Source organism: Virgibacillus sp. M23 (assembly GCF_034190895.1).
GTDB classification, from domain to species: Bacteria; Bacillota; Bacilli; order Bacillales; family Amphibacillaceae; genus Virgibacillus; species Virgibacillus salarius.
The window spans coordinates 1-15,774 of the sequence record NZ_JAWDHA010000084.1; the positions used below are offsets into that span (position 1 = coordinate 1).

Consider the following 15,774-nt stretch of genomic DNA (forward strand, 5'->3'; position numbering starts at 1 on the left):
TTCATGGTTTATATCCAGATTGGTAGAATCAGCTTGATAAGCGCTTGAGTCTGCAAGATTGACAATCATTCCTGCAAAAGCCGTTTTATTTGCATAGGATGAAGTCGTCACGAGTACGTCCAGTTTGACATCTTCTATCATATAATTGATTCGATCGATTGGATGTGTTGGATCGATAGGTAAGTAGGCGCCGCCTGCCTTGAGAATGCCTATCATGCCGACCATCATTTCTAGCGAACCATCGATCATCATACCGACAATCGCATTGGCTGTGATGCCATTTTGGCGTAAGGTCCTTGCGAGTTGATTCGCCTTTTCATTTAAGGCTTGATACGTTAACTGCTTGCCTTCGTATTCCACTGCGATATGGTGGGGATGTTTTTCTACTTGTTCCTCCCATAATTGAGATATTGTCTTATCCTTTGGATACGTTACCGATGTGTCATTAAAGTCATGGAGAATCTCTTTCCGTTCCTTATCAGTTGTCATACTGATTTGGGATACAGGGATTTCCTGGTTTTGAATCACGGATTGAATGATTTCGATGAAATGGTTCTTAAGATTTATAACCGTTTCTGAATCATGTACATTTTTGTTATATGAAAAAGTTATTTTTGTATCTTCACTTGGTATAACTTTTATATTGAAATCATAATTCGTTTGTTCATACCCATGTATATCTTCAACAGTAAATCCTAATTCAGAAACAAAATCAAAGTTCACTAATGCTTCATCAATATAATAATTTTGGAAAGTTATTTTACTAGTAATTAGATCACTCTTTATATCAGTTAGCGATTGAATATCCGCTAGTGGATAATAATCATATTTACTAGACTCCAATGCCTTATTTTGGGTTTCCTTCAATAAGTCAATAAATATTTGTTTAGGATTACTTGTGATTCGGACAGGAATCATATTAATAAATAACCCTACCATTTCTTCTAAGCTTTCTATATCATAATTTCTTCCTGATACAACAGAACCAAAGACAACGTCATTTGTTTGATTGTATTGTTGCAGCAATATTCCCCAAACTACCTGTATAATCGTATTTAAGGTTGTTTTAGAGCTTTTAGCAATATTAGTTAACGCTTTTGTTATGTCTTTATTTAGAACAAAATCCAAATCTTCCACCATGTATTCATAGTGATGAGTTCGAATCGATGGTATTTTAACATTGGTTTCATACCCCTCTAGATATTGGTACCAATATTGCTTAGCATGATTACGATTTTGTTTTTGCAGCCAATCAATGTAATGACCATATTGCTTTGGATTATCCATTTCTAAAATGTTGTTATTTTTTAACATAGAATAAATATCAAAGAAGTCCTTTAGTAATATCCATGTGCTCCATCCATCCATCAGAATATGATGAGAGCTCCAGATCACTTTATATTCTTTATTACCCTGTTTCAAAATGAATAGTCTCATAAGAACATCTTTACTTAGATTGAAACCTTGCTTTCGATCCTCAAGTATTATTTTTTCGATACGGTCATCTAACTGTTTATTATCCATACTCGATAGATCATGGAAGTACACCTTTGGCTTTCTTTCTTTTAAAACGACTTGACGTGGTTTCTCCACATCTTTATAGGCTATAACCGTTCTTAAAATATCGTATTTATTAATGAGTATTTGAAAGCTTTTTTGAACAAGTTCCATATCTACTATGCCTTTAGCAGTAAAAATGGTTTGATCAAAATATGCAGATGACTCACTCTTTACTAATGAATGAAATAGCATACCTTCCTGCATTGGGGAAAGAGGGTATATGTTCGTAATTTGAGTTTTATTTGCTCCCTCATATGCTTCTTTTAAATTTTTTAATTCATCTGTTGTCAAATCTTCATCGGAATAATCGGATACCGTATATTCCATCACGTCTTTCTCCAAACAATGGCGAATTATTTCGATTAGATTTTCCTTAAATCTTTCGAGAAATTTTCTTATTGTTTCTCTACGATACCTCAAGCTATTATAGGAAACAGAAAGACTTAATTTCTGATTAGTTATCATTCCATTTATGTCGATTTCATTTATTCTATCACTATTTGGACTCACGTTTTCCCCTGAATATAAAGAGGAAATTTCAAAAAGTTCATCATTTAATTGCTCGTCAAATTGTCCCAAATAATTGAAGCTAATTTCTGGTTCTCGATTATTCCAAGGCTTTGATGGTGAAAGATATTTTAAGATACCATAGCCTATTCCTTTATTAGGAACTTTTCTTAAGGATTCTTTTGTATGTTTGATTAAAGACGAGGTGGATTTGTCTTCCATTTTTAATAATAAAGGATATTGTGCTGTAAACCATCCTATCGTTCTATTTATGTCTATATTTCCTTCGAAAGCGTCTCTTCCATGACCTTCTAAATTAATAAGAATATTCTTCTCATTTGTCCATTGATAAATGGTACGAGTAAGAGCTGCTAATAGCAAATCATTTATTTCTGTATTATAGGCTTGGTTCGAACGCTTTAATAAATCTTCCGTATACGATTGATTTAATTCAACATGCACTTCTCTCGCATTTTTTTGCTTATTCTCAAATTCCTGAGATTCGAAATCAGTAGGTAGAGGTTTTATATGCTGTTGTTCCATTTTATTCCAATATGGAAGCTCCTGCTGAAAATATTCAAGTTTCTCTTGTAAAAAATCTGCCCACTCTTGATACGAATTGGATTTCGGTTGAAAGTCAACCTTTTTACCTTTTAGTAAAAGATTATACCCTTCGGTAAAGTCTTCTAAGAGAATTCTCCATGAAACCCCATCTATTACTAAATGATGGATAGCTATTAAAAGATAATCCCCTTCCTTTGTTTGAAATATACCTAACTTGACGAGAGGGCCATTTTCTAAATCGATACTACTTTGAAGTTCATTACACTTCAACGAGATTAGTCCCTCATAGTGATCATACTTTCGTAAATCATGAACATCTATTGAGAAGAGGTTCGACTCTATATCTCTATTAATCTGCTTCACTTTTCCGTTATGTTTACGGTAGACCATTCGTAAGGCATCATGATGGCAAGTTATTTTATCAAAAATTTTCTCAATCCACTCTACTCGAAAACCGTCTCTACCATATAACATAATAGCTTGATTCCAATGATGAACATCTGTTATGTCCTTTTCAAAAAACATACGTTGAATAGGTGTTAGTAATACATCACCAGAGACCGTTTTTTGGTCCACTACCACTTGTTCTTCCGTCATCTTAAGGCTAATTGCTTTCAAATTACTATTGTCAAATATGTCCTTCACTTCTAGTGTAAAACCAAATTTTTGCAATTTTGATATTAGTCTTATTGCCTTGATAGAGTCTCCACCAAGATCAAAAAAGTCTTCATGAATTCCTATTTTTTTAACTCCTAATATTTCACTACATACTTCCACTAATCGTTTTTCCTTCACGTTGGAAGGTGCAACATATTCTTGTATTGATAAATCCAGTGTATCAGGCTCAGGCAATATTTTTCTGTCCACTTTGCCGTTTGGTGTAAGCGGAATGCTTTCAACCTGAATAAAGTAAGTAGGCACCATATAATGAGGTAGTTCTTTTTTTAAGTTATTTCTTAGGGCAGCTATATCTATTGATTCTTCACCTAATAAATACGCGCATAGATATTTTCCTTGATTATCATTTTCCCATGCTAAGACTACAGATTGAAGAATATATGGTTGTTCGGATAGCTTATTTTCAATTTCACCTAGCTCTATTCTAAATCCCCTAATTTTCACTTGATCATCTAGTCTTTCAATAAATTCAATTGATCCATCAGGGAGCCATTTTACTAAGTCTCCTGTTTTATACATTTTTGATTTAGTTTCAAAAAGATTCACGACAAACTTTTCCTCAGTCAACTCAGACCGGTTTAGATAACCAATTGATAATCCTTCACCACTTATGCATAACTCTCCTGGTAATCCAATTGGTTGAAGTTGACCGTCACGATTCGTAATATACACTTGTGTATTTGCTATGGGCTTCCCGATAACATTTGATTTGTCTTTCCCGCACAAAGTTGTCAATGCATCAACGGTTGTTTCTGTAGGGCCGTAACAATTATAAATATCATACCCAAGATCAATCACTTCATTTTTTAGAGTGTTTGGTAATGCTTCTCCACCAGAAATAAGCACATCAACACTTTCTAATTTAGGATCACCTACAATAAATTCCTGTATAGTAGTCGGGACTAACTGGACAATGTTTATGTCATGTTTCTGGATAAATTGTCTAAATTTATATCTATTTGTCGATTCTTCATAAGTGGTAATGTATACCGTTCCTCCATTTAGCAAAGCCCCAAAAACTTCTTCAACGGAAACATCAAAAGAAATACTTGTATTATGCATGACGTGTCGACGTTCTCTCAAATTATAGGTATCGCCAAACCAAGTGCATAGATTGATAACACTTTTGTGTTTTATCGGTACTCCTTTAGGGTTTCCTGTAGAACCGGACGTATAGATGATATATGCGAAATCTTCCATATGGCTGATTGTTTCTAAATTTGTTTTAGGTTTCATTTCTATGGAAGGATCATTTACATTTATCTCTGGAATATTTACTTCTAACTCCTGTGTTATCGTATTCCGGATTAATAATACATCCACTTCTGCATCTTGTAGCATGAAGTTGATCCTTTCTTTTGGATAGGAAGGATCAATTGGTAAATACGCGCCACCGGATTTCAAAATTCCTAGTATTCCAATAATCATTTCAATTGATCTTTCGCCCATAATAGCAGCTACTGAATTTACTTTTACCCCTCTCTCTTGCAATAGCCATGCCATTTGATTAGATTTTTCATTCAATTCCTGATAGGTTAAGCTTTGCTGCTTATATACCACTGCTATTTTGTTAGGATTCTTTTGAGCTTCTTCTTCAAACATTACTTGTATAGTTTTATCAGCAGGATATTTCGTTTTAGTAAGGTTAAATTGTTTTAAGATCTGATGTTTTTCCTCACTAGTTATCATTTCAACGTCTTTGACTTCCTTAGCTAAATCTACCATCATCTCAGTTAAGATAATTAAAAATCTCTTCCCAAATTGATGAATCGTCTCGCTCGTAAAAAGGGTAGCATTATAGACAAATGATAACACTATTCCTTTACCCGTCTTTTCAATGCTAATTGTGATTTCATTGTTGTTGGAGTTATGTATGTATTGGATGTGTTCATCTAGATGAAGGGTATTCATAGTTAAGCTGATTGGAGTTAATTCCATCACACTATTACTGATATTCGAGTTTCTTAATAGATTTTCCAAGTTAATGTGGCTATGTTGATATGTTTCTATTAACTTATTCCGATTCTGCAAAATCAGGTTTTTAATGATTGCATTACTGTTAAAGTTAGTGAAGAAAGGTAACACTTTATTATTTATTCCACTACGATTTTCTTTATGAGAGACAAATATTGGAATTCCTATTATGTTTTTAGTTTTACCATTATATTTATAAAGCTCTATTTGCAAGCACGCCATAAAGATGGAAAATAGAGGAAAATCATTGTGCTTGGTAATTGCCAACGCTTTTTCCGTAATAGCATCATCTAAGGAAAATGAAATTTGAGACTTTTGATAGTTATTTACATGAACAAAATCCCGAGCAAAGTCTGCCTTCCATTCATCAGTAAGGTTCATCGTTTCCCAGTATTTTTTTGATTGTTCTTCTTTTTCCATCAAACGGTCGAGATCACTAGACATTGAATACCCTCCGTTCTTCATCAAAGTTAATTGAACTTAAGATTATAACCATTAGTTTAGGTAGACATAAGTGTATTTTTAAAAGGAGAATTCTTGATCTTTAAGCTCATTTAATAATTCATCTTCCTGTAAAATGGATTGCCTCTCCTCTTCGCTACGAATTTCAATATTTCCAAGTTGAATATTTACTTGTGTTGAAATGATCTCAATAATCCGCTGGAAATCCTCGGCTATTCTAGCAACGGTTTCTTTCTTAAATAGTTGAGAGGAATATTCAATACTCATTTCAATATGTTGCTTTTTTTCTAACGCAACTAAAGATAAATCCATTTTTGCTATATTATTAGTTAATAATTTGGGCTTAAGTGATAAATTGTTAATCTGGATAGCTTTACTCAAATCGAGATTGGTCATATCAAAAAGAACATCGAATAATGGATTTCTGCCTTTTATTCGTTTAATATTTAACTCATCAATTAATTCTTCAAGCGGATAATTTTGATTATCATATGCAAGTAAGGAGTTTTGTTTTACTTCCTTTAGAAATTCACTAAATGTCTTATCATTTGTTGGCTGATTTCGCATTGCTAACGTATTTACAAACACCCCCATGATATTCTGCAGATCCGCATGCGGCCTTCCTGCAATTGGTACTCCGACAACGATATCCTCTTGTCCACTATATTTGGCTAATAGAATGTTAAAGGCAGACAGTAAGATCATCTGAAGAGTCACATCTTCTTGCTTCACCAATACTTGTAACTTCTTTGTTGTTCCCTCCTTGATGGTAAATGCTAAGCTATCTCCTTCAAAGCTTTGAAAGGCTGGCCGTTCATAGTCATATAGCTGCTGGAGCATTGGCACCTTATCTTGAAATTGTTCTTGCCAATAACGAGCTTCCTCCTTCATATGATCATTTTTTAAATATTTATATTGCCATTCGGCATAATCTTTGTATTGAATGCGCAATGGTTCCATCGACTCACCGTTATACAATTTTTTAAATTCATTCATAAAAATTTCTACGGATACACCATCGGAAATAATATGATGCATATCAATTAGTAAATAATATGTTCTGTGAGCTTTTAAAATTTCCGTTCGGAATAACGGTGCTTCCTCTAAGACGAATGGACGAATCAATTTCTGAGATAAGCTAGTAATATCAGTTTCATCTACTGTCCGTACAGGAAGATGGAACGCTAGTGTTGGCTTAATTTTTTGGACAATCTCACCATCGACTGTTACAAAATAGGTACGTAGTACTTCATGTCTGGCTATTAATTGATGAAGCGTTTCTTCCATTTGTTCAATATCTATTTCTCCTTCTAGCATAAAGACGCCAGGCATATTATAAGCGGTACTTTCTTTTTCCAATTGTTGCACCGAATACATTCGTTTTTGAGCAGAGGATGTTTGATAGTATTCCTTTTCTACACATGGCTCTATTTGTTTGTATGGATTAGCAACCCCTTTGATATCAATGTAGTCGCTTAACTCTTGAATCGTTGGTCTGTTAAAAAGTTCTTTTAATGGAACTGACACCTCTAATACCTTATGTACCTCACTCATGACAGTTGTTGCTTTTAATGAATGGCCACCTAAGTCAAAGAAGCTATCATGGATACCAATGGATTCTACTCCCAACACATTTTGCCAAATAGAAGTCAGTATTTTCTGTGTTGGAGTTTTTGGGGCTTCATACGCCTCCGAAATAAGCCCCATTACATCTGGCTTAGGTAACGCCTTCCGGTTCACTTTACCATTATTGGTTAATGGAATCTTCATGAGCTCCATAAAGTAAGCAGGAATCATATAGTCTGGCAAGCTTTCCTTCAAATAAGCTTTTATTTCTGATTTATCCATAGAACACTTGGCCACGATATAGGCACATAAATATTTTTGACCTGGTTCACCTTCTTGTGCTACCACGACAGCTTCTTTAATGTCAGGGTGGCTGATCAGTCGATACTCTATCTCACCTAGCTCAATTCGATATCCTCTAATTTTAACTTGGTTATCCATTCTCCCTAAGTACTCCATCTCTCCACTTGGAAGCAATCTTACCAAATCACCTGAATGATATAATTTACTTTCCTCCACATAAGAATTGTCGACAAATTTTATACTCGTTAACTTTTCTTGATTTAGATATCCCCTTGCGACACCATCTCCAATGACACATAATTCTCCTGGAACACCAATTGGTTGGAGCCTTAAATTTTCATCCACAATAACTGTCATTAATGTATGAATAGCCTTACCTATATTGCTAATCCCACTTTGAAGATCTTCTTCCTTTAATTCTTTAAACGTCACGTGAACAGTTGTTTCCGTAATTCCATACATATTGATTAGTTTTACTGTTTTATATTTCTCCATCCAGTCTTTCAACATTATTGGTTTAAGCGCTTCTCCCCCGAAAATAATATACCTTAACGATAATTGTGACCTCGTTTCTTCCATTTCAATTTTCATTAAGTTATAGAAAGCTATTGGTGTTTGATTTAATACGGTAACTTTTTCATTTTCTAATAATGTCCGGAACCTAGTTGTATCCATGGCAACTTCATCAGAAACAATAATCAGCTTTCCTCCATATAGTAAGGCTCCAAAAATTTCCCAAACGGAAAAGTCAAACGACTGTGAATGAAATAAGGTCCAAACGTCCTTTTCTGAAAAATCAAATTGATAGTCATCGTTCTTCATCAACCTTACAACATTTTTATGTTCGATCATAACTCCTTTAGGATTACCGGTAGTGCCAGAAGTATAAATAATATAGGCAAGATCACTTGGGTAGTTTATATATTTTAAATTCCTAGCATCCCCTTCTTGGAAAATGCTCGTATCCGATAAATTAACAACTGAAACATCATCCATCCCTTCATACATATATGTATTTGTAACAACTAGTTTAGTCTGAGAATCTGTTAGCATATATTCTTTTCTTTCCTTAGGCAACTTAGGATCAATTGGTAAGTATGCTCCACCTGCTTTTAAAATTCCTAATATACCAATGATAAGTTCAATTGATTTATCAACCATAAGTGCTATGATTGAATCTGCTTGAACACCAAGATTTCGTAACTTCCTAGCCAGTTGATTAGCCTTCACATTCAAATCACGGTAAGTTAGTTCTTCCTTATTGTCTTTAACAGCAATATGATTCGGATATTTCTCTACTTGTTCTTCAAATAACTGATGGACAGTTTTTTCCTTTGGATACAACACATTTACATTATTAAAGTTGTTTAAAATTAAATCTCGCTCTTCTGGAGTGATAATGGGTATATCACTAATCTGATTATTAGTATTGTCTAATACGTTTTCAGTCAATCTGCTAAAGTGTTTAGCCATTCTTTTTATAGTTTGTTCACTATAAATGTCTGTATTGTATTCAATGTTAATTGCATATTCTTTTTCTTGATTAACCTCGAAAAACAAATCAACTTTTGAGCTTTTCGTCTTGATTTCATCACTTCTAATGTTAATACTGGGACTATTTAGTTCTCTAATCAGGTTATTTTGAAATGTATAGAGTACATCAAAGATAGGATTTCTGCTTTTATCTCTCCTAGTATCGAGCAGATCTACTAATTCTTCGAAAGGATAATCAGCATGGTCCGTTGCTTGAAGTACATTCGTTTTCACCTTATCCAGTACATCAACAAACGCTTCTTCTGTATCAATATAATTTCTAATAGGAATTGTATTGACGAACATCCCTATTAAGTTTGCTGTTTGTAAATCTTTTCTTCTATCTAATGTAGATCCAATTACAATATCTTGTTGTCCGGAATACTTCGCTAATAGAATATTAATACATGTAAAAAAGAACATGTACGGAGTAACATGGTTCACTCTACAGAAACTATCAATCTTCTCACTCAAATGATGGCTTAATATGAAGCTTACATTATCTCCATTAAATGTTTGTAAGTACGGTCTTGAATAGTCACTATGAATATCCAGAGTTGGAATACCATCAGCAAACACATTTTTCCAATACGTTTCTTGTTTCCTCTTATCAACATCTTTATTACCTTTTTCTTTTTGTAGGATATAATCCTTATATTGTAGCGTTAAATCATCTAGTTCCTGTCCACTATAATGAGTCATTAATTCATGTAAGAAAATTGCAGAGCTTGTACCATCAGCGATAATATGATGAGTATCTAATAACATCACATGGAAATTTGTCTTCACCTTAATTAGTTTTATCCTAATTAAGGGCAAGCTATTTAAATCGAATGGTTTTATAAAACACTCCCTCTCACGATTTATTAATTCGTATAGATCGACATCTTCCTCCAGAATAGAATATGGAATGGAAATGTGCATCTTATCGACTATTCTTTGTACGACTTCTCCATTGACCTCAGCGAAGTACGTGCGTAATGATTCATGCCTTTTTATGATGACATTAAGCGAATTTTCCAATTTTTCAACATCCAAATCCCCTTCTATTTTGACAACACTCGCAATATTGTAATTTAAACTATTCTCATCCACTTTATGTAGTGTATACATTCTTTTCTGTTCAGAAGAGATTGGATAAATTTTATTTGCATCATCTTTTCCCTCTCCTCGAACTAGAATTTCTCCTTCTTCTGTCAATTCACCAAGAATACTAGTGTTGTAAATTTCAATCTTATTTGGGCCAATAAAGATATTTCCAATAGTACCTTTTGGTAACAACTGCATTGTATCATCCAAAATGAATACTCTAATGTCATGACAATTTACGATACCAAACTGTTCTAAATTCACTTTTAGCTTTTTTTCTATATAGTCATAAGGAAACGTAGAGTAATAACGCATAATTTCCTTTGATTCAAGTACTGAAGCAGTTCTGTTTAACTCTTCTTCTAATTCTTCGTTGCTAGCATTTTCTTCAGTTGTTACCGTTGCTTGTAAATAGGATGTCTCTACTTCGTTTACTATATTAGATTTTTCATTTATATAAGCAGCAATTTTATTTAAATCAGATAAGTCATTAAAAATTCTAGAAAATGGGATTTCTATACCAAATTGTTGTTTAATATGGCTATTTACCCTAGTAAAAATAATGGAATCGAATCCCATTTCAATAATATTCTCATCCGGTTGTAGTTCTTGATTATCAACCTTGGTTACTTCCGATACTATTTCTAATAATCTATTCAGGATTTTATTCATAGAACTACCCACTCTTATACCCCCTTTAGAAACTTGGCCAACATTTCAATTTTTGAAATACATAAGTTGGCAGACTAACCTTCTTCGTCTGTTGCGAACTATATAACTGCTCCCAATGAAGTTCCGCTGCTCCCCTAATATATAGTTGGGCAATTCTAGATAAGTTACCTGTTCGATTATCTATAGTTGTGTTAGCCACAATATTATTTCCACTATCACGTAAAGCAATTATATTCTCTTTAGTTAATTCATCAATTTTTGTCGTTTTAGTAGCTTCTTTCACCCGTTTATGAACTCCAAAATAAATATGATTAGCTAAATCTGTTTTACATTCAAAATGCTTCAATTTTTTTATTAAATCGTCCAATGAATCAGCGACAATAGCTATTCTATATTCAAAATGTTCTCTACCTATATTAGATGTATAGCATACATTTGAAAGTTTTAAGTGCTTATTATTTTCCATAAATTTAATATATTTTTCGACTAACTGATTTAGTGTTGTATTATTCTTGGCTGATAGCGTGAAAATATGGCTTTCATTTGATTCTAGGCTTTGTTCTTCGTGACCTCGGTATTCTTCTAAAATTACATGTGAATTGGTTCCAGACAATCCAAAATTATGGATTCCACATCTTCTCACTCCATTGCGAGGTAACCAGTCAGTTTCAGTAATCGTAATATAAAACGGTGAATCGTTTAAATTTATGTTTGTATTTGGTTTTTTAAAGTTAGCAAGTGGAGGTAATTTTTTATTTTTCAACATAAGACAACATTTTACTAAGCTTGAAAGTCCTGAGGCTTCATATAAATGCCCAATATTTCCTCTAACAGAACCTAATGAACAAAACCGGCTTTCACCATGCCCGCTACTATAAGCACTAGATAAGGCTTCAAACTCGATTGAATCACCAATATCCGTTCCTGTTCCTTGTGCTTCGACATAAGTTATCGAGCTTGGTTCAACCTTTGCATTTCGTAATGCTTTCATAATTACTTCTTTTTGAGCAGCAGGATTTGGAGCTGCTAAACCTAGAGTAGTACCATCGCTATTTACTGCCATCCCCTTTAAAACAGCATAAATATGATCTTGATCATGAATTGCTCTTTGTAGTGGCTTTACCATAATGGAAATAACTCCTTCGCCTTCCCCAGTTCCATTACCCTCTGAGTCAAATGGTTTGGTTCGATAATCTTCTGACTCAAATCCAGCTCGCAGGCCGTCCTTAAGGGGAATGGTCTTAATCCTAATTCCACCAACTATTGCCTGCTCACAATTCCCACTTTTTATGTCATTACATGCAATATTTAATGCGACTAAAGAAGAAGAGCAAGCAGTATCAACAATCAAACTAGGTCCTTTTAGATTCATCATATATGACACTCTTCCCGCTATATTAGAAGAAAGATAGCCTGTAGGTGTTTGAATGTCTTTCGATGCTTGTAATATTTGTTGATACTTAAATCCTTCCATATCTCCCATATATCCTACATACACTCCAGTATTAGACCCCTTCAATGTTCCGGCATGATATCCAGCATCCTCAACTACTTTAACTGTAGATTCTAGAAACATTCTTTGCACCGGAGACATTGCAACACCTTCAACCGGCAGAATATTAAAATATTTATAATCGAACGTATCAATATTATTTAAGTAAGCCCCACGATGATATTCCATCTTATTTTCTGAATACCCAACTGATAATAAGTAATCGGTAAGATCTTCTTTTCTATTTTCAGGAAAATCCCGTACTCCTTCCCCCCCATTCCGAATGTATTCCCAATATTCATCTTGCTCTTCTGCTCCAGATGCTTTTAAAGAAATACCTATAATAGCAATATCATCACCAGCCTGATTCATATTTTTCCTAGAGCTGTTTTTCTCATTTACTTGTTTCTTTCCATTTTTAATAAAATCAGCTAGTTCTTTAATGGTTTGATTTGCATAGAAATCTGCAACTTTAATATGGTCTCCATATTTTTGCTGTAGCTCTGAAGCTACTTGAGTTAACTGCAGTGAACTGATACCCATTTCAAAAAAGTTATCTTCAAGTCCAATTTCAACTTCGCTTATGTACATCTTACATATAGAGACGATGCCATTTTCTATTTGATCAATATCCTCGCTATTACGCTCACCTTTCTTTTTATGTTCATCGATTTGCTTTATTATAGATTGGAACTTCCCTTCTTCAAACCGCCTTACCAGATTAAATCTTTGGACTTTACCGCTGGTTGTCTTCGGAATTTGTTTTAATGGAATAACATGGGAAATTTGGACACCTAATCGATAATTTAATTCTCTTTTTATATTTTTCTCTATTTCTATAAATTCCTCGTCTGACTTTTTAAATTTAATAAATGCTACAATATGCTCTGTTTGCTCTTTAAAATTTCTTGCACCACCAACAGCTACTTCAGCTTCACTAAGTGGGATTCCTGCGACTTCACGAATAACTCTTTCTAAGTCATTAGCAAAGTAATTCTGACCATTAACAAACAACACATCTTTGTAGCGACCCACTATTACTAATCGTCCATTTTTTATAAATCCTATATCACCTGTATTCAACCAGCCATCTGCAGATAATGCTTCGTTTGTTTTTGCTTCCATGTTGTAATAGCCGCTGGTTACATTTTTTCCCTTTATCTCGACAGCTCCTAGCATATCCTCGTCTAATACAGTTTGACGATTATCAGTTATTCGGATACTTGTATTTGTCAGAGGGTAACCTACATCAACAAACGTTGCAGCAAAGTTACTAGTATCGTTTTGCAGGTAAACTACTTCTTCCCCAATCTTAATTGCTCTTCTATCGATACACCACGTTATCACGTTGCCATCCTCTGGATAAGCTGCTGAAACCCCAAGACATGCCTCTGCAAGCCCATATGCAGGACACATTACAGTATCTTTCATACCATATTTACGCATCTTAGAGAAGAATTCCTGGATTAGATCTGCTGAGATTGGCTCGGCTCCATTAATGATAATTCTAACATTGGATAAATCGACATCTTCTGAGACTCTTTTTGCGTATTTTAATGTGTACCTATAACCAAAGTTGGGAGAGAATAGCAGTGTTGATTTATGCTGACTTGCTTTTTCTAACCACATTCTAGGTCTTCTAATAAAATCATTTGTATTAATATTGACTTGATTAATGTTTAATAATGTAGGTATTAAATGACATCCAATTAACCCCATATCATGGGACATAGGTAACCACGTAATTAAGCTATCCTCGCTTGTCATGCGTGTACCATTAATAATCCCTTCCATATTAGCGAGTAAATTATAATGTTTTAACATAACTCCTTTTGGTTCACCAGTCGATCCTGAGGAAAACTGTAAAAAAGCTATATCATCTTGATTACTTTCATAAATTTGTCCATCTTCCTCATAATGATAAACATCTCGAATATCTATCACTCTATTTTTAAGTGCTGATAGATCAATATCATTATTCTTTGCATATTTTTCTAGTACTTCATAGTGCTCAAGGTCACAAATTAGATATGGGTTATTTAATTGATTCCATACTTTAAAAAATTTTAATTTATGTTCATCATTCTTGCCTGTACTAAGTGGCACAGGAATTATTCCTCCCAATAATCCTGCCCAAAAAGAATGAACAAAATCTTCATTATCATTTAACTGGAATACAAGTTCATCTTTGTAGCTAATCCCTTTACTCTGTATATAGCCTAAAATTTTAATGCTTTTATCCAATAAATCATGATATGACACGAACTTTTCAATTCCGTTTTTTTTAACGAAACTGATACCCTTTTCTGTTTCTGATTCCTTATTTCTAATAACATTAATTAAAGTCGACAAATTACTCCCCCTCCGTTTTACCTTTGAACCCCGAATAATTTATATCACTAGAATTCATGTAATTTTTCTAACAAGGTAATTATATCTATTTTTAAATAGATATAAATTAATTGAGTAAATTTTTAATAGTGTCTAAAGTCTTATAAAAAAATATTCCCTTATACAATCCACTAAAATTGTGTCACCATACTTATCAGAAATCGTATCATTTAATTTATTTTTTCAGTTACTTTAACTAGCAATTTCTAGTCTTTTTTACTTCTTTCGACTAAAAACAAGATACTTTAGTCATATTTTACATATATTTCAATTATACAAATTATCGATTATTATTAACTGAGCAAAAAGAATTATTTTTTTGTAAATTTAAAATATTGGATAGAGATTTATTACCATTAATTGTTATTGTTACCATTTAAACTCATAAATTGTAATTAGTTTAGTAAAATATACTATTTCAATCATAATTCGTTTAATAAATTGATAAGTATTTACAGTTTACCAGTTCGATTTATAGAATAATTTTTTATGAAAATATAAGGTATACTGGATGGAATAAACTGAATATACTCTAAATATTTTTCCTTCTGTTCGTACTGTAAATTTATCTACTTAAAGAATTTTTCCTCATCGTCTCCTCAAACATAATTAGTTCCTCCATATCTCAATCGTAAGCAACCTTGTATGCTAATTTATTCGAAAGAAAGGCCATATGTACTAGCCATCCTTGACATTTTATGGGCTATTATCACATAAATAATACATCCTTTAGTACAAATGAACTCTTATTTCAAATTTATATACACTCTAAAACTTTTGCTCTAATTATACATATCTTTCTAATTATATTTTTTTGGGGAAATTACTATATAGTGATTAAAATTTTTTTACCATTTGAGTTAATTTCATAATATAGAGCCCTTGGGGCTCAAGACTTTAAAGACATAAAAATTAGAGCACCTCCCCAAATCCTGTATAATGTTAGTTACCACACAAACATAAACAGAGAGGTGAGATGCCCC

Annotated in this window: 3 protein-coding genes; all 3 read right to left on the minus strand. The window is 33.3% G+C overall.

The window, feature by feature from the left end; all coding sequences use genetic code 11:
- Window positions 1-5,727, minus strand: a 5,727-nt coding sequence (locus tag RVS70_RS20120; RefSeq protein ID WP_321134608.1) for a non-ribosomal peptide synthetase, incomplete at its 3' end; no start/stop codon positions are given.
- A 78-nt stretch (window positions 5,728-5,805) separates the two neighbouring features.
- Window positions 5,806-10,920, minus strand: coding sequence for a non-ribosomal peptide synthetase (locus RVS70_RS20125; protein ID WP_321134610.1), 5,115 nt, complete (start codon window positions 10,918-10,920; stop codon window positions 5,806-5,808).
- Window positions 10,921-10,933: 13 nt separating this feature from the next.
- Window positions 10,934-14,752: a beta-ketoacyl synthase N-terminal-like domain-containing protein gene (locus RVS70_RS20130; RefSeq protein ID WP_321134612.1), complete on the minus strand. Its 3,819-nt coding sequence runs from the start codon at window positions 14,750-14,752 to the stop codon at window positions 10,934-10,936.
- Window positions 14,753-15,774: the final 1,022 nt, after the last annotated feature.